The organism is Thermococcus sibiricus MM 739 (genome assembly GCF_000022545.1).
Lineage (GTDB): Archaea > Methanobacteriota_B > Thermococci > Thermococcales > Thermococcaceae > Thermococcus_A > Thermococcus_A sibiricus.
In genome coordinates this window covers 1,069,346-1,085,380 of sequence record NC_012883.1, presented here as the reverse complement: position 1 = coordinate 1,085,380, position 16,035 = coordinate 1,069,346, and the positions used below count along the sequence as shown (strand labels likewise).

The window sequence follows — 16,035 nt, the reverse complement described above, 5'->3', positions numbered from 1 at the left end:
TTTTCAATAATACAGTTCTACTATTTAACCATTTAGTTTTTGGGGCATAAGGAAAAAATTAATAACCTTCTTGTATAACTTTACATATTATATTTTCGAAAGTTGTTAGGAGGATTGTAAATGTTAAGATATAAGGATATAATCGAGGAGTATGGGAATCCATTAAATATCAGTGAAAGAGAGACAGTAGAGTATCTTCAAAGAGTTTTTGAACATCACTTTGACAGCACCCCCTATTGGAGAAAAATGAAAGGGAAAATAGATTTAAACGAGATTTTTGAAGGAACGTTGAATGAGATTTTTGAGAAGATATTTAACGCTAAGTTGGCGGTTGATGAGGATTATTTGCGGAATAACTGGCTGGATTTTGTCCCAGAAAACTATAATGGTAGGATTCGGTTCTACCAATCATCAGGTACAACCAGAGAAAGAGCAATTGGTCATTGGAGCTATGAGTATTTAAAGCTTCTTGTGAAATATCTAAGAGTTTCCTTTGATGAGATTTATGGATTGGATAAAAAATACAATGAAGATCACAAGATGAGAGCAATAGTCCATGGCCCATATGGGTGGTATCAGGAAGAGATAAGTGAACTGGTATGGTCTTATGGTGGTTTGCTATACTTTATTGGGGTGGAGACTGACGGAATAAAACAAGAACTTAAGGAAAAAAGATTAGAAGAGGTATTGGAAGGAAGATTAGGTCCATTGGCAAGATATACTAAAAGGATTTTTGAAAAAGATAGAATCAACACGATTAGAACCGGCCCGCAGATGCTTGCTCTTGTTCCAGAGACGGAAAACATAGAGACCATAATTTTGAGTGGGCTCGGCATCACTGTTAACTCTCTCAAAGAAATTCAAAAAACTTTTACAAATTCGACTATCATCCCCCTCTACGGGTATTATGCGTTTGGAGATATAATAGGAATGCTTAAAAATAATGAGGTTGTATACTACCCAAATTATCCCTTTACAATAATATTTCCATTAGTTCAAGAAGAGGGCCAATACAAAATAGTCAAATATGGAGAAAGAGGGAAAATGGGATTAATAATAGCAAGACCTGAACTCCTTATAGTGAAGATAGAAGATGAGAACATGAGTAGAGTTCCTCCAATGCCCCCATTTGAGTGGGATGGATTTGGAAACCCAAGACGTGGCAAGAAGGTGGTTTGAATGATAGACTATTCAATGTTCTCCACTATTCAAGGGATGATTGTGATAATAGCAGATCTCTTGGCGTTTGCTCTTATTCTGCGTGTCTATCAAAAGACCAAACGTAGATCTGCAATGTTTATTTCATTGGCCTGGTTTTTTGACTTTTTAACAGTAATCAGTTATACTGGGTTAAACCCATATGCGGTTGGATTTTTCTTGAGCATGGTCTCTATGTTGATGTTTTATGGTGTTTTAGAATTATGCAAAGAAGAAGATAGAGCCGTAGCACTGTTGAAAATATTCCCAATTCCTTTAATGGCACCATTGCTTGCTTTATACTTTATTGGCTTGGGAATTCTAGCAAAAATAGGAATGATTAACATAACAAGTGGGTTCATTATAATGGCAGGAACTCATGCAACTGCTGGAGTGTTTTTCCTGTTGGCAGGATTTTCTATTAAGAGCATTGAGGAAATATATAGCAGAAAGGCGAGATATCTTTTCGTTGGGCTGGTGCTTTTTGGACTTCACCTCTTTCCGATTCCAATAATTTATGGCCTCCCTTCACGTGTTCAAGAGGTGTATCCAATAATTGGATATGCAACATCAGCAGTATTGATTGTCTTTTTAACGGCTCTCACAATAAAACTAATGTATTCTGATGAATTCAGTAGGCTGAAAACATTAGAAATTCCTCAAATTAGGATAGAACCTGGAGTTTTAATAGTAGACAAGAAAAGATATGCTATTCTAAAAGAAAAATTAAAAGATATTCCAGTATTGGCATTTGTTAGAGATCTAAAAGAAGCGTCTGATGTTTGGGAACGCTATTTCATAACCACAATCACTAAAGAAGGCAAGGATAACTTTATCTCGCCAACCAATTTAGAGAGAATTACAGAGCTTTCGTATAGATATCTGAGAATGATGGAGGAAAAAGGAAGTAGAGGAGTTATTGTTCTTGATTGTGTGGAGTACTTGTTAATGTATAATGATTTCAGTAGTGTAATGAAGTTTCTAAATAAAATTAAGGATTTTGTCATGCATTATAAGGGGACTCTTATAATCGTTGTGGAAAAAGAGGCCTTTGAGGATCAACAATGGGCTCTCCTAATGCGTTTGCTTGAAAAGGCACAATAACGCTACACTTCACAGTTTTTCTTTTTTAAAATTCTTTCCGGGTAAAAGCTTAAGGAGGATTTTGCCTGCGGAATTTCCATACCAATGTTTATCCCAAGGCTCATTAAATCTTTTGGAGATCGGACTTCCCATTTGGACTCAGCGGAGGAAGTCAAAAACCTTGGCACCTTGTACTTATCAACAAGCCTCCAGTTTCTCATCATAAACTTCAGAATATTGGCTCTCTCGTAGGAGTTTGCTCTTAGAAGGGGGGAAAGAGAAAAGCCTATCGCAACATCGTTGCTTGCTGCCAGTCTCGCAAGGACGTGATCAAGGCCGGAATCTTTTCTCCCATATTCTGGAGAGATTATTGCATCGACCTTGTTCTCTATCGCAAATCTAACAACCCTTAGATTGCCTCCCTGCACGTAAATGAGTGCATTTGGAATCCTTTTCTTTACTTCCCTTATCAGAGAAGGCTTTTCTGTGATGAGCAGCAAAGCAATTTTTCCGTATTTTTCCTTAAGACCTTTAACATCACTTTTGAGCTCCCCAAAATTTGGGGAATCTCTTAGGTATACCTTCTTTGTAAAAACTACTTCATCATACCATTCTTTAGCTTGATTGTAAGCTTCCTCACTTCTAACGTCCATTTCAATCCACTTCATTCGCTCAGCCACTCCTTAATTGACTTTACAACTGTTTCCTTTCTCATTGGGAAGGCTTTAACTTTTATCTTGACCTGGATAACGTCTTCTCCTTCCCCTATTACTGCCTCTCCTAAGTACGCCCTCTGCTTGCTGAAGCGGATAAAGAAAGTCCCGGCCTCATCAACTTTCTCTTCCAAGTTTTCCAGGAGATATTCTTTATCTTCTTCACTCAGGAGGTTTTTAATGTGTTCCAGCATCTTTTTTACGCTTCTGCTCCTCTTCACTTCGGCGTTTATCACTTTTATTGGGTTTCCAAAATATCCCTCGGTTTCGATTATCTCAAACTCTATGTCTTCTGACGGAATGTCCTCGGGAAAAAAAGTCCCCATGGCTTCGAGGACTTTTTCTGGATCTTCTGTTGCATGACCAAAGGTTGATACCCTTATATGATGAGCCTGAAGCTTTGCCATATTTTTCACCCTGTTGAAGTTTTAGAAGATGGTTTAAAAGCTTTAACGGCCAAAAATATCTGGAGAAGTTAAACCTCACTGCAAATCTTTAGTAATATCACTACAATAAGTGCCATAAGTCTAATGACTATCAGATACTGTCGGGATAAGGAGTAGGCATCAGACTTAAGTTACTGACAACACTTCAGAAAAGAAAGGGAAAACATGAAGGCTGAAAACATTATATACTGCTTGTTTAGCCTTAAACCTTTTCGTCGGAACAAGATCTCACCAGAAAAGAAAATCAAAGCAGCAAAACTATACCTGAAAGGCCTCAGCTACAAACAAGTCGCAGAAATCCTAGGAATCACCCAGACAACGGTCTGGGAGACAACTCATTACCAGCCAAAACTCCTCGCAGTCAAAAACAGAAGAACCTCATCCCAGTTGACGAGACTGTGATAAAATCAATGGGGAGAGGAGATTTCTATGGGCTGCCATTGATGTTGAGAGCAGGAAAGTTCTTGCAGTCTGGATTACAACAACTAGGAACTGGTTAATTGTTCGGAATTTCCTGTTGGTTGTCTTAGAATCCAGTGAAGATCAACCTGTTTTTCTGGTTGCTGGGGTAAGGTGGTATGAGTCTGCTTTTAAGAGTTTGGGGTTGGATTTTGTTCGTGTGACTTTCGGGTTGAGGAATAGTGTTGAGCGTTGGTTTAGGACTGTTAAGGAGGATGAAGATTTCTGGAATAATTTTAGGAGTAGGGATTGGAGGAAAGTTCAGGGGTTTGTTTTTCTGTTTGCTTTCTGGTATAATTTTGTTCGGGTTCATTCTCGGTTTAATGCTAAGGTGATGTTGCTGAATGGTTTCAGGAGTTGATGCCCCAGTTATCCTGACAGTATCTACTTTACAAAGTATAAACAACATTTTACTCCGTTAAACTGTCTGAAGTTGTTTTGTTGACTTCTCACTTAACGTAAATTATCTTATTTACGCTTTCTCCAAAAGTAACCTATTGAAAATATCATAATTATCGCGAGAATGTAAGCTGAGTATTTAATACTCTCTTCCTCATTAGAAACAATGGCATTAATCTCTGGCTTGCTCTTCTCCCACTCTCCACCATACAAGCTTAAAGCAATCAAAGCATAAGCATAACCGTCAAAGTCCAAACTCCTATCATTACGGAGCAAAAATTCAATTCCCTTCTTAAATCCATTATAATCGGTTTCACCTGCTAAATATAACCAAATTAGTGCTATTGAAGTCGAATATACATCGTGATTCCATGAACCATCCAGTTCAGGAAGAAAGATTATGTAATATGTCTCATTACTTTCGGAGAACTGAACTATTTGAGAATTAACATAAGAACGAAAATCGATGTAATTTACGGGCAGTTCAGCGTAGATTTTCATTCCTCTCTTAATTATTTGCAAATCCAAGAAAACACCCGATTTTTGGAAGTTTATCTTCCGTAAACCTTCCACCTTTAAAACCACAATGCCTTCTTTCTGATTTATCGGGAGTTTAATTTTATCATCAGTAACCCCTTGAACCATCCTCTCCTTTTCCCATGTTCCTCCTTTTGTCAATGAAAAACGGAGGATTTTAAGTTCATAGTTAGTGGTGTAATTCTCATAAAAAGTGAAGAGTAGTGTTGCATTCTCTGAGTACTGAGATTGCTTAAAGAGTGAAATAAGAAATTCTAAAGGTTCATTATCAACTTTAAAGCCCTCCTCCGTTAGATAGAGTAAAGGTAAAGTTAAACTTTCATAGGGCATTCTAAAATCCCTATACGGCTGTGGAAAGAGAAAACCCGTAAAAAAGTTACCAAAGCTATAGTTTCTAGTTAAGTTCTTTGCATTCAAGTTAACCCTAACCCACTCCCAAGAATCAGTAACATTGTAGCCAAGTTTATGCAATAGTGCAGTAGCATAAGCTGTTGCCACTAAGCTTGAAAACTCTCCAATTCTTTTAATGCCTGTCTTTTCCCAGTCCATGTAAACTGTAGACGTCCAATAATCCTCTGTTTTGTTGGCCAAGAGAAATTTAATTCCCTTGGTTACAACTTCGGAGTTTGGGCTTTCCCCAGCTTCAAGAAGAGCAAGCAAGGCAAGAGCAGTTCCAGCGGCTTTAGATTTTTCCCAGTAAAACCACTCTCCTTCTTCTTTTGGATAATCGTCAGTTATTATCGGTGGAAACGAGCCGTCCTTTAATTGCTTTGATTTTATCTCCTCTACCAGCCTCTGAAAGTCTGGAGAATCCTTTGGAAAGCTGCTTCTTGCTAGGGCTATAACTTTAAGGCACGATAAATATAACTCATCACTCTCTTTAACAAAACTGTAGCTTGAGATTCCATAATTTTTAGCGTAAGAGTGGAGTGTTCTCATTTGGTAATCTTTTTCCACAGAGACACTTTGGGCTAATGAAAAAGGAAGAGAAAGTAAAAGCACAAGAACTACAACTACAAAGATTTTCATCCTGGACTCCAACTTCATCTTTAATACCTCTCTATACCTCCAAAGTTGTTCTTCAATGATTGGTATTCCCAAAAGACAACCCCTTCAAAATAATTCAGTGCGTCATTTATAACTATTTGAAGATCATCATAGTAGTTGTAAGTTGTTGGATACGTAGAAAGCAAAATTAACAATTCTTTATTCGTTCCCGTTGTGGAATAGCCAGAATAACTGTCACCATTTTTTGCAAGGTTGAACATCCATTGAATGTAATCTTCCCTTAGAATGGTATACAACATTACAGCTACAAAACCAAGGTACCTTGTGATACCCTTTGTATCATCATATGCTTGTCCAACATTCCAAGCTTGGCAACAAGTGTTATTTGTTGGATTTCTTTGCGGATGCAAAACTCCTCCAAAGCTTTGTGTACTAATATTAGCATTGTTTGAAATATAACTTTTCACGATACTTGTGGCTTGAGTTATATTATAAATTCTATTTTGCCATGTTTGTACAGAGCAATTTGGACAATAACTATTTCCCTGCGGATATCTTACGTGATCAAACAAAACCATTCCTTCTCCCAAAGGATATCTATTTAGATATTCTATTAGGTTATCTAGCATATTTTTATATTGACTGTCGAAGTTTATCCCATTTTTGTAGATCAAATAAGGATTGATCCACCCACTAATATCCTCTCCAGTAGTGCAGGCTGTTGTTGTATAATCAGAGAAATATCGTCCAAATGTATTTACAATAAATCCCAAATTTTCTATATAGTCTTCCAAAGCTGAGTAATATTCATAAAATCTGTCTCTTTCTCCAAATCCTTGGTTATAACTTAAAAATGCTCCATCAACATCCCAACTCTGGAGAGTCTCCCTAACACTTACTGGATCCTCTGTGTTATATGGATTTTGAGGAGTTTCCACTATCACATAACACTTTTTAGAGTAAGGTATCCCCAACACCACGGTATTGCCTCAATTAGTAGTTATTCATGATGTTTTTTTAAGTTTTTCGACTTTTAACACTCTTATTAGTATTAATGAAATTTTACTTCGTTATTCAGGTTTAGCTTAACCACTTAAAAGTCACAAAATGAATTGATGATTAGAAATTAGAATCAAACGCATAAAATCTAACAGAAAGGGAACAAGAAGAAAGCTAAAAGTTTTCACTTACCCCTTCCTCTGTGGGCTCTGATGCTTGGTCTAACTTTCTCCGCACCTTTACCCTTGTTCCTCAAGCCACGGCTCTTCTTTCCAGCGCTTGTGAGTCCTCTAAAGACCCTACCTTTGTGGGCCTTTCCGGCAATCCACGCTATTTTTGAATCGCTCTTTATAACTGGGTGATGTGGATCAACAAGTATGACCTCAAACCATCTATACATACCATCCTCCCCAACCCAGTAGGAGTTAAGAACCTCAAGGTTGGGGAACTTTCTAGCTGCCTTTTCCTCGGCAATCCATTGGAGGCTCTTCTTGGGTGAATACTTAACCTGACCCATCTTAGAGGGCTTTCTTCCACCCTTCCATCTTGGTCTCTTCCTTCCACCTTTTCTCACTCTAACTCTTACAAGAACATAACCTTGTTTAGCTTGGTATCCCAGGTTTCTAGCCCTGTCAAGTCTGGTGGGTCTTTCAATTCTCACAATGCCCGGTTCCCTTCTCCACTTAATCATCCTCTGTTTTAATAGGTCTCCTACATATGTCTTTTTTGGATTCTTCCAAGCTTCCCTAATGTATTTGTACATTCCCATTTTTTTCACCTCGTCTTTCACTGTTTATGGTTCTCCGTAGAGCGGAACATCCCGCGGTTTTCACCGCCTAGTCAAGGTGAATAAACAAGGTTGCTTTTTAAAAGTTGCGCTGTATATTTAAAAAGTGAGTGATGAATTTCAAGTTGGTGGTGAGAGTGAAGATAATTCATCAGGACCCTAAAGAGGGTAAAATCAAGGTAAAGGTAGAAACTCTTGATGACCTCTGGCATCTTTATCATGTTATTGAAGAGGGGGATATTGTTTATGCCAAAACCTTTAGAAAACAAAGTCAGAGAAGTGATTCTCTAAGGCCAGAAAAAGTTCAGACAATTCCCGTATTTCTGGGGATAAAGGTTGAAAAGGTTAATTTTCACAAATTCGCAAATTCCCTTAGAATAACCGGCCCTATAGTTTCCAGTTCAAGGGAAGAAGTCCCTATTGGCAAATATCATACCCTGGCTATTGAGGAGAATAATACAATCACGATCCAGAAGGAAAAGTGGAAACGACACCATATAGAACGTTTAGAGGAAGCAGTAAAAGCCTCCCAAAGAGCTAGGGTCATGATAACTGTGATTGATGAAGGAGAAGCGGATATTGCCGTAGTAAGAGAGTATGGGGTCGAACACATTGCAAATATAACCCACAACCTTGGAGGGAAGAGATACAATGCTGATAGGGAGAGTGAGGAGAAGAAATTCTTCCACGATCTCTCAAAGACAATGCTTGAAATAATGGAGAGAGAAAGGGTGGACAAGGCTATTGTGGCAGGTCCGGGATTTACAAAGGAAAACTTTTACAAGTTTTTGAGTGAAAATTACCCTGATCTGGCAAAGAAGGTTGTTATAGAGGATACGAGTGTTACAGGCAGTACTGGCATATACGAGGTTATCAGAAGAGGGACAGTTGATAAGGTCTACCACGAGAACAGAGTTGCCAAGGAAGTACAGCTTGTGGAGAAAGTTATTGAGGAGATATCAAGAGGGAAATTGGTTGTATATGGATTAAAAGAAGTTGAAGAGGCCGCAAGTTATGGAGCTATAGAAACACTTTTGGTTATAGATGAACTCATGAAAGGGGAGTACAAAGATAAAATAGAGCAGATAATGGAGTTTGTTAGAGGAACACGCGGAGAAGTTTTGATAGTTAGTTCAGAACATGAAGGAGGAGAGAAGCTTAAAGCTTTGGGAGGAATAGCTGCACTCTTAAGGTATAAAATAAAATAATCAATACATTTCTGCATATGCATCTTTCTCAAACTTTGGGAACTCTTCTTTTCTGCCTTTTTTTATTAGGGCCCTCTCTTTTTCTTCGGTGAATTTTCCAACTGTGGAAGCATTTATTCCATGTGAATGAAGGGCTTTGATCAGCTTGCTTGTATTTTCTTGAGGAGAGATTATTATCAAGGTCCCCGTTGAAGAGACCGTTAGCGGGTTTACTCCATAAAATTTCACGACTTTCTTTACCAGAGGAGGCATGTGCAATTTTTCATAATAAACTTCAAATCCAACCTCTGAATTGTCAGCGATTTCATGTAGTGTTGTTAATCCTCCTTCTGTTACATCGTGCATCCCCCGTGCAAATTTTTTTGCCAATAATGCATCTTTAACGACGGTCTCAAGCGTGTACATCTCTCGAAGGGAGGAAATTTGAGAGGGAGAGAGAATTTTCTTGAGTTCTTCTGTTCTGAACCATGCAGCACCAACTGCAAACTCTATTGCAATTCCCTTAGTTATTATTATATCATCGCCGGGTTTTGCAAGAGGAAGCTTCAGTTCGTCCTTTTTTACGAGGCCTATAGCTGTTGTTGTGGCAGTAAAGCTTCTTGTGGTAGAATAAACCCCCGTATGTCCACCAATAATTGAGGTTCCATACTTTTTGCATTCTTCATTAAGTTCTCTCATAACAGAATTGAGGTCTTCTTCTGTTGTTCCATTAGGGAGGAGAAGGTTAACTATCAACCATTTAGGTATGGCCCCAAAAACTGCCACGTCACTTGAGGCAAAGTGATATGTGAAAAACCCAAAATGTTCTTTTGGAACACCTAAAATCGGATCAGTTGCAATTACTAAATAATTTTTCTCATCATATTCAAGGACAGCAGCATCAAACCCTTCTTTGGGCCCAAAAACGATTTTGGGATCATTAACACTTATGTTTTTTAAAATTATATTATTTAAAACCTCACTCCGAATTTTTCCAAATGGTAGCATCAGCAACCCCCCATTTGAAATTCTCACCAATATTGTTTGCTGTTTTTTATAGAGTATTATCACTCTTTTTGGTATGATCTAGGATCATTGAAAGCATGAGGAAAGATTTCTTTGGAGGCTTAAAAATTTAAGGTTTTGTTGCTACAACTCCAAGAGCTTCTTCAACTTTCCTGACTTTTGTGAATCCAGCATTTCTTAATCGTTCTATAACCCCCTTTTGTAGATCTTTCTTTCTGTATTTGGCCCCTGGGTTACCTACATAGTGGAAAAGTCTACCCTTGGGTTTTAAAACTCTAAACAGCTCTTTGTAGAAAGCCTCGCTATAGAGGTGTCCAGCGAGAGAAAATCTTGGAGGGTCGTGAATGATCACATTAAAAGTTTCATCGTTGAATTTTTTGATAATTTCGGAGGCATCACCTTGAATAACCTGAATATTTTGAGAATTGAAGACTTCCCAGCTCCATGGATTTAGACGGGCGAGTTCGATGACATTAGGGTCTTTCTCAATTGTCATTACATAAGCACCACGCTTAGCACTTTCTATTGCAGTGTACCCTAGCCCCATGCATGTATCTAAGACAAATTCACTCTCTCGTGGATTTACAGTATCCACTTTGCTTCGTGTGTCTTTTAGTGGATTTGTGTCTTTAGTTCGGTGCATTCTGATGCCGTTTATCTCGATTGTTGGTGGAATTGTAGGTACAAGTTTATAGAATCCTCCGTGGGCTATTGCGGCTTTATAGATGTGGGAATCTTTTAAGAAATACACAGTATTCTCATCTTTGGCTATCTTTTTGAGAATATCCTTCTCAATCTCACTTTCGTCGGGAAAAACCACTTTATCTTCTTTAACTATCACTTTATGAATTCTGTTTGTCTTTCTCAAATCTAAATTTAACCTCACTTCTCCATTGCGGAGTAGCATCATCCTGGCCTCTCTGAAGGTTAGAAAGTAAACTTCGTTCATAATTCTCACAACGTAGAGAAAAGAAAAAGGGCTTAAAAAGTTTTTAGTTACCCAATAACTCTTTCGAAAACTCTTTCAAAATTTCCAAAGGTTATTGCTTCAATCTCTTTTTTACTAAATAAGTCATCCAGTTTGGCCAATAAGGCCGGAATTCTTTCTTCATTTTCAAACCCCTTTACACTTTCCCCTTTCCACCAGCTTAGATAATAAACAAAATCAAAGCCAAAGCCAACATATTTGTAGCCAACTAAATCCGCTATATACTCTATGTGGTTGACCATTTTTTCAAGGGTGGGAGCTTCCTTGTCAACAAATGCTGGGATGCTGCTAACTCCGATAACTCCCTTTCTCTCTGATATCGCTTTTATTTGATCATCTTTTAAATTTCTTACATGTTCGCAAATGGAATACGCATTTGAATGGGATGCAATTATCGGGAATGCAGTTGTTTCAATTACATTCCAAAAGCCTTGCTCATTTAAATGACTAACGTCTATGAGTATTCCAAGTTCTTCTGCCTTTCCCAAAACCTCTACACCAAAGTTTGTTAGACCTCCCTTTGTCCGTTCAAAGGTTCCATCGCCAATAGCATTTCTTAAATTCCAAGTTAGTGTTAGGACTCTAACTCCAAGTTTATAAAAGATTTCAAGTAAATCCAAGCTGTCTTCTATCGGTTCCCCGCCCTCTAATCCTAACCAGAGAGCCACTTTACCATTCTTAACAGCATTTCGCATTTCATCAGTGGTTGTTACGAAAGCGAAACTTGGACTCTCAATGATATCTTTGTGAAGAGTGTTCACCACTTCCAGAGCATACCTCAGAGCTGTGGCCCTCTTTTCTGGTCTGCTCCATACGGCCATCACTCTGGAAGTTATGTATTTGCCAAAAAACTTGGCGAATTCATTTTCTAAAACTGCATTTTTACCCTCTTTTCGTTTTTCATAAATATATGTAGGCAAGTCACAGTGAGCATCAAAAATCATTTTTATTCCTCCATTTTAGTATTTAACTATTTTTCTCAACTCGATTAAGGTGCTAAGGCGAACGTGCTCATCTGGAATTCTCTCGGCCAATTTCATAGCTCCGTCAATTTCTCCACTTTTTATCATTCCTATAGCAATTTCCCCCATAAATTCTGAACGTAAGTATACATCTTCTATTTTCATAGAAAGTGCCAAAGCTGTCTTAAAGCGCTCTAATTCTATTAAGAGCCTAATAACGTACTCTATTGAGTCGGGGGATAATTGGATATTTTTGAGATATTTAAGAGCAGTGTTTACAATCTGATTATAACCAAGAGTGGCATTCTTTTTCATCCAAAGGGCTATTTCTAGGAGGCCAATTATCATTTTTTCCTCGTCGAAAGATCTAATGAGAAGTTTTGTAGCATAAATATACTTGCCTTCTTTTACTGCATTTCTAATTTCCGGAATACCCACGGTGTTTAGTGTTTTCGCTAAGTCGATTTTTTTCTCAAGTGTGGCAACTTTTGCAGGCACATGGAGTTTTTCAAATAAATCGTGGGCTCGTTTATAAAATGTCAAGGCCTCTGGAGAAACCAACTCATCCCCTACTTTCTCCATCATATCCCCTAAATCAAGCAAATACTCTGTCTTTTTCACGTAGTTGACTTTAAGGTTGATGATTATATCAAAGATTTTTTCAAACAGGTCGAAAGAAAATTCCACTAACCCAGAAATACCCATATAATATGCTATCTCTATCAGAGGTTTTATTTTTTCCTTTGCATTTTTTATTTTTTCTGTTTCCTTCAGAGCCTTTTCAAAGAGTGCCATACCATAGTCAACGTCTCTCATCAGGACATATACTGATGCTACATTTGCAAGAGCAATTGCTTTCTCTTTTTTGTTCTTTATTTTTTCAGAAAAATACTCAGCGTCTTCTAGTAGGCTGTACGCTATTGTCTCATCTATGTGGAAGACTTCTTTGGCCATAGCTCCTAGAGTTAGAGCTTTCTCTAGGTTTCCCTCTAACTGGTGGACTAACTCTAAAGCTTCTTCATACCTCTTGTTTCTTGCTAGGTATATTAAGTCTTCAATTTCAACCATAATTACCAAAAATTATGTTGGACAAACAACTTAATAAACATTGCTTAAGTTTTTATTTGGTAGGGATGCAAAAATGCTTACTTTATCGTTATATAATTCGTATGATCCAAAGAAGCTACATGAAGCCCACTTGAGGGCGATTGCAAGGGCTGCACCTATTTGTTATGCATTTGATTTTCATCTTGCACTTGTGGGATTCCCATTTGAAACTAAGAAACCTCTTGAAATTGGTAGTGAGATATCTAAAAGCACTACTATAGGAGAGAGCGGGAAATACCTTTTAGAATTGGCGAAGACTAACAAGTTTCATCTTCTTGATTTTCCAAAACTTGGCTTTCCTCCACAATTTGGGCAGATAGTTGCAACCACAAGAAAACCAGACGAGAATAAGAACATATCCTCACTTCAACTTGCGGAAAGGGCCCTTAGAGGGGAAAGCTTTATGTTGGTAGTTGGTCTTGGGAGGCACGGTTTGCCAAAGGAAATATTTAAGTTGGCTAAATACCATTTGGATATAACTGACGGGAAGAGGATCAGCTTGGAGACGTGTACTGCGATTGGTTCGATACCAACAAAAATTAGAACACTTATGGAGGCATTAAAATGGCCAAAGAAAAGTTGTTAAAAGGATGGAAGGGAGACATTGTATTTTTGATCATTAGTTTAATAGTGGTTTTTGTAGTTCATACTGGATTAAAGATTGCACTTCACACAGAGTCCCCCCTTGTTATTGTGATAAGTGGCTCCATGGAACCTACTTTCTATAGAGGTGATGTAGTACTTCTTAAGGGAGTTCTACCCGATGAAATAAAGCCCGGAAATGTTGTGGTATATAGACGGCCGTATACAAGATATCCGATAATTCACAGGGTAAAAAACGTTATGGAATACAATGGAAAACGGTGTTTTGTTATACAGGGGGATAATAACTGGATACATGATTTTTATCCTCTTGATCTGAAGGAATTTCCATATTTGAAAACTTACCTCCCTCTAGCGGAAGGGGATGTGCTTCCATGTATTCCGGAGGAGGCCATTGAATCAAAAGCTTTGTTAGTGTTCCCTAAAATAGGATATCCTCCGTTGGTAATTAGGGAAAGACTTGGTTTGGGATGAGCAACGCTTAACGTTGTAGTTTAAGTAGGTGGTGGAAATGAGATTCATACCATTAATTGTTGCAAGGCCAGAAGTTCAAATGGCCATAGATGAAGCTGTAATGATAGCTAGGATAGAAGAAAAAGTTGAAGATACAGTTAGGCTTTATGTTTTCAAGCCAAGCTCCATTACAATAGGTAGATTTCAGAGTGTTGAATATGATGTGGACTTAGAAAAGTGTAAAAAACTTGGAATTCCAGTTGTACGGAGAATAACTGGAGGGGGTAGCGTTTTCCATGATCAATATGGAGAGATCACTTATAGTGCTGTTATAGGGGAAGATTCTTATAAAGGCTTGAAAAATGTGGAGGAAAGTTATAGAACCATTGCAAGTCCACTTGTAGAGGCTTTAAGAGAAGTTGGCTTAAATGGAGGATTCTCCGGCTTAAATGACATAATAGCCAATGGAAAGAAAATAAGTGGTTCTGCACAGACAAGGAGAAAAGGGGTTATTTTACAGCATGGTACATTTATGTACGCTACTCGGGTTGATATTCTTGCCTCAGTTCTTAAGGTTTCCCAAAAGAAGCTCCAGGATAAAGGAGTGAGGAGCATATGGGAACGAGTCACGACACTGGAACGTGAAGGAATAAAACTCTCTAGAGACGAAGTTTATAACATTTTAAGAGACAAATTTTTTGAAAAATTCCCTCTTGAGGAAGGGAAGCTAACTGATTATGAACTTGAACTTGCAGAGGAATTATTAGAAGAGAAGTATGGTAGAGAAGAATGGAATTTCCAAAGATGATGCTCAGCGATCACCTTTCCTTCCTCATCTTTCGGTTCGCCCATCAATCATCATCGCATTTTCATATTGGAATCATTTCTTTTTAAGAGTATGCACTATCTTTTTAAAGTCCTTTTAGAAGTGAAATCAGGTGAGAAGAATGGTGAACTTGATTACAGTACTAGCAGTGATTGTTGGTTTTTGGGGCATACTTTACCTTATTGGGGGGGCATATAGGGAAGAGAAAGAAGAAGGCCTTCAGATTGATTTTTTCGTTGCTTTATGGAGAACCAAACGGTTTGTTGATTTTATAGATAGAGTGGGTACAAGATTTAGAACTTTTTGGAAGGGCTATTCTACACTGGCCATAGGGTTGGGTTTCGTAGGAATGGCATATGTGTTTTACACATTGTTTAGTCTCGCATTACAAAATCTCAGAACAAAAGTGGCAACTCCTGGAGTCCAATTAGTGATTCCCGGGGTTACAATTCCTTTGTGGTATGGATTAATTGGTCTGATCGTGGTTATGTTTGTTCATGAACTCAGTCATGGTTTTGTTGCGAGAGCTGAAAACTTACCTTTAAAGTCTGTAGGTCTTGTACTCTTTTTTGTAATTCCCGGAGCGTTTGTTGAGCCTGATGAGGAAGCATTAAATAAGGCGCCATTGTTAAGTCGTTTGAGGGTCTATGCTGCGGGGTCAATGGGGAATATTGTAACTGCAATTGTAGCACTTTTACTGTTAAGTTTTGTCTTGACACCTATTATACAGCCTGCTGGGGTTGAAGTTTCAAATTTAGCTGAAAGTGGGCCTGCTAGAGATTACCTGCAAAAGGGTGATATTATAATTGGAATAAATGGACATGAAATCAAAACTGTTGAAGAATTCTTTGATATAATGAACAAGACGATTGCAGGGCAAATTATAGAAGTTGAACTTCTTAGAAATGGTAATAAATTGAAATTTACCATCCCCTTGGGTTCACATCCTGATAACCCTGAAAAGGGGTATTTAGGGGTTTATCCAGCTCAGCACATAATTTCAAAGGTGGGTTTTGACAACATTGTCCTTCCAGTATCTTTCTCTCTCTACTGGATATACATGCTTAATTTAGGCATAGGTTTGATGAATCTCTTCCCAATAGTTCCTTTAGATGGAGGGAAGATGCTGGATGATAGCTTAAAGGCTTTCCTTCCATCTAGAGTTGCAAAGTCAATTACATATCTTTTCATTGGGATAGGCATCTTTCTGCTTGCCGTTAATCTCTTTCCGGCCTTAAAAGGACTTTTGGGGTGA

At 38.1% G+C, this 16,035-nt stretch carries 16 protein-coding genes and 1 pseudogene; 8 read left to right on the top strand and 9 right to left on the bottom strand.

Translation table 11 applies throughout. From position 1 onward, the window contains the following. Positions 1 to 120: 120 nt before the first annotated feature. A complete protein-coding gene (locus TSIB_RS05790; protein WP_015849466.1) occupies positions 121 to 1,179 on the top strand; it encodes a hypothetical protein in 1,059 nt (352 codons plus the stop codon). Then, entirely contained in the window at positions 1,180 to 2,301 is a 1,122-nt protein-coding gene (locus TSIB_RS05785) for a DUF835 domain-containing protein (protein WP_015849465.1), read from the top strand. It abuts the gene before it with no gap. 2 nt (positions 2,302 to 2,303) lie between these two features. Here TSIB_RS05785 and TSIB_RS05780 read toward each other — a convergent pair whose 3' ends face one another. Together TSIB_RS05780 and TSIB_RS05775 are read right to left on the bottom strand one after the other, a co-directional pair. Next, positions 2,304 to 2,948, bottom strand: coding sequence for a Ribonuclease P protein component 3 (locus TSIB_RS05780; protein WP_015849464.1), 645 nt, complete (start codon positions 2,946 to 2,948; stop codon positions 2,304 to 2,306). After that, positions 2,945 to 3,400, bottom strand: coding sequence for an RNA-binding protein (locus tag TSIB_RS05775; protein WP_048160370.1), 456 nt, complete (start codon positions 3,398 to 3,400; stop codon positions 2,945 to 2,947). Before TSIB_RS05775 ends, TSIB_RS05780 begins: the two co-directional genes overlap by 4 nt. 204 nt (positions 3,401 to 3,604) lie before the next feature. Between TSIB_RS05775 and TSIB_RS10200 the strand changes: the two are divergent. Further along, a pseudogene (locus TSIB_RS10200) lies at positions 3,605 to 4,276 on the top strand (DDE-type integrase/transposase/recombinase). Positions 4,277 to 4,366: 90 nt separating this feature from the next. Here TSIB_RS10200 and TSIB_RS05765 read toward each other — a convergent pair. The 3 genes from TSIB_RS05765 to TSIB_RS05755 form a co-directional block, all read right to left on the bottom strand. Beyond that, on the bottom strand, positions 4,367 to 5,881 hold the full coding sequence (locus tag TSIB_RS05765; RefSeq protein ID WP_148206177.1) for a hypothetical protein: 1,515 nt from the start codon (positions 5,879 to 5,881) through the stop codon (positions 4,367 to 4,369). 2 nt (positions 5,882 to 5,883) lie between these two features. After that, positions 5,884 to 6,816: a hypothetical protein gene (locus tag TSIB_RS05760; protein WP_148206176.1), complete on the bottom strand. Its 933-nt coding sequence runs from the start codon at positions 6,814 to 6,816 to the stop codon at positions 5,884 to 5,886. A gap of 209 nt (positions 6,817 to 7,025) precedes the next feature. Beyond that, complete coding sequence (locus TSIB_RS05755) at positions 7,026 to 7,610, bottom strand: 50S ribosomal protein L15e (RefSeq protein ID WP_048160367.1); 585 nt, start codon at positions 7,608 to 7,610, stop codon at positions 7,026 to 7,028. 131 nt (positions 7,611 to 7,741) lie between these two features. Between TSIB_RS05755 and TSIB_RS05750 the strand changes: the two genes are divergently transcribed. Next, positions 7,742 to 8,836 (top strand): mRNA surveillance protein pelota, encoded by a 1,095-nt coding sequence (locus TSIB_RS05750; protein ID WP_015849458.1) that lies wholly within the window; start codon positions 7,742 to 7,744, stop codon positions 8,834 to 8,836. On the opposite strand, the gene TSIB_RS05745 is transcribed toward TSIB_RS05750, so the two are convergent. The 4 genes from TSIB_RS05745 to TSIB_RS05730 all read right to left on the bottom strand — a co-directional run bounded on the left by TSIB_RS05745 (position 8,837) and on the right by TSIB_RS05730 (position 12,859). Continuing rightward, positions 8,837 to 9,823: an AIR synthase family protein gene (locus tag TSIB_RS05745; protein WP_048160365.1), complete on the bottom strand. Its 987-nt coding sequence runs from the start codon at positions 9,821 to 9,823 to the stop codon at positions 8,837 to 8,839. Between the two features lie 127 nt (positions 9,824 to 9,950). Beyond that, on the bottom strand, positions 9,951 to 10,790 hold the full coding sequence (locus TSIB_RS05740) for a class I SAM-dependent methyltransferase (RefSeq protein WP_015849456.1): 840 nt from the start codon (positions 10,788 to 10,790) through the stop codon (positions 9,951 to 9,953). Positions 10,791 to 10,837: 47 nt separating this feature from the next. Next, positions 10,838 to 11,773 (bottom strand): dipeptidase, encoded by a 936-nt coding sequence (locus TSIB_RS05735; RefSeq protein ID WP_015849455.1) that lies wholly within the window; start codon positions 11,771 to 11,773, stop codon positions 10,838 to 10,840. A 15-nt stretch (positions 11,774 to 11,788) separates the two neighbouring features. Continuing rightward, positions 11,789 to 12,859 (bottom strand): hypothetical protein, encoded by a 1,071-nt coding sequence (locus TSIB_RS05730; RefSeq protein WP_015849454.1) that lies wholly within the window; start codon positions 12,857 to 12,859, stop codon positions 11,789 to 11,791. Between the two features lie 73 nt (positions 12,860 to 12,932). Between TSIB_RS05730 and TSIB_RS05725 the strand changes: the two genes are divergently transcribed. From TSIB_RS05725 to TSIB_RS05710, 4 genes are all read left to right on the top strand, one after another. Beyond that, positions 12,933 to 13,484 (top strand): DUF531 domain-containing protein, encoded by a 552-nt coding sequence (locus TSIB_RS05725; RefSeq protein ID WP_048160364.1) that lies wholly within the window; start codon positions 12,933 to 12,935, stop codon positions 13,482 to 13,484. Then, on the top strand, positions 13,463 to 13,975 hold the full coding sequence (locus TSIB_RS05720; RefSeq protein ID WP_015849452.1) for a signal peptidase I: 513 nt from the start codon (positions 13,463 to 13,465) through the stop codon (positions 13,973 to 13,975). The genes TSIB_RS05725 and TSIB_RS05720 overlap by 22 nt, the downstream gene beginning before the upstream one ends. Before the next feature lie 37 nt (positions 13,976 to 14,012). After that, positions 14,013 to 14,762, top strand: coding sequence for a lipoate--protein ligase family protein (locus TSIB_RS05715; RefSeq protein ID WP_048160363.1), 750 nt, complete (start codon positions 14,013 to 14,015; stop codon positions 14,760 to 14,762). A 139-nt stretch (positions 14,763 to 14,901) separates the two neighbouring features. After that, positions 14,902 to 16,035, top strand: a complete 1,134-nt coding sequence (locus TSIB_RS05710) for a site-2 protease family protein (protein WP_048160362.1) — start codon at positions 14,902 to 14,904, stop codon at positions 16,033 to 16,035.

What these genes read in the sequence shown, in the direction of transcription:
- TSIB_RS05785 (WP_015849465.1), top strand. Translation starts at nt 1,180, where the DNA reads ATGATAGACTATTCAATGTTCTCCACTATTCAAGGGATGATTGTGATA.
- TSIB_RS05775 (WP_048160370.1), bottom strand. Translation starts at nt 3,400, where the DNA reads ATGGCAAAGCTTCAGGCTCATCATATAAGGGTATCAACCTTTGGTCAT.
- TSIB_RS05745 (WP_048160365.1), bottom strand. Translation starts at nt 9,823, where the DNA reads ATGCTACCATTTGGAAAAATTCGGAGTGAGGTTTTAAATAATATAATT.
- TSIB_RS05735 (WP_015849455.1), bottom strand. Translation starts at nt 11,773, where the DNA reads ATGATTTTTGATGCTCACTGTGACTTGCCTACATATATTTATGAAAAA.
- TSIB_RS05715 (WP_048160363.1), top strand. Translation starts at nt 14,013, where the DNA reads ATGAGATTCATACCATTAATTGTTGCAAGGCCAGAAGTTCAAATGGCC.
- TSIB_RS05725 (WP_048160364.1), top strand. Translation starts at nt 12,933, where the DNA reads ATGCTTACTTTATCGTTATATAATTCGTATGATCCAAAGAAGCTACAT.
- TSIB_RS05750 (WP_015849458.1), top strand. Translation starts at nt 7,742, where the DNA reads ATGAATTTCAAGTTGGTGGTGAGAGTGAAGATAATTCATCAGGACCCT.
- TSIB_RS05755 (WP_048160367.1), bottom strand. Translation starts at nt 7,610, where the DNA reads ATGGGAATGTACAAATACATTAGGGAAGCTTGGAAGAATCCAAAAAAG.
- TSIB_RS05790 (WP_015849466.1), top strand. Translation starts at nt 121, where the DNA reads ATGTTAAGATATAAGGATATAATCGAGGAGTATGGGAATCCATTAAAT.
- TSIB_RS05780 (WP_015849464.1), bottom strand. Translation starts at nt 2,948, where the DNA reads ATGAAGTGGATTGAAATGGACGTTAGAAGTGAGGAAGCTTACAATCAA.
- TSIB_RS05720 (WP_015849452.1), top strand. Translation starts at nt 13,463, where the DNA reads ATGGCCAAAGAAAAGTTGTTAAAAGGATGGAAGGGAGACATTGTATTT.
- TSIB_RS05710 (WP_048160362.1), top strand. Translation starts at nt 14,902, where the DNA reads ATGGTGAACTTGATTACAGTACTAGCAGTGATTGTTGGTTTTTGGGGC.
- TSIB_RS05765 (WP_148206177.1), bottom strand. Translation starts at nt 5,881, where the DNA reads ATGAAGTTGGAGTCCAGGATGAAAATCTTTGTAGTTGTAGTTCTTGTG.
- TSIB_RS05730 (WP_015849454.1), bottom strand. Translation starts at nt 12,859, where the DNA reads ATGGTTGAAATTGAAGACTTAATATACCTAGCAAGAAACAAGAGGTAT.
- TSIB_RS05740 (WP_015849456.1), bottom strand. Translation starts at nt 10,790, where the DNA reads ATGAACGAAGTTTACTTTCTAACCTTCAGAGAGGCCAGGATGATGCTA.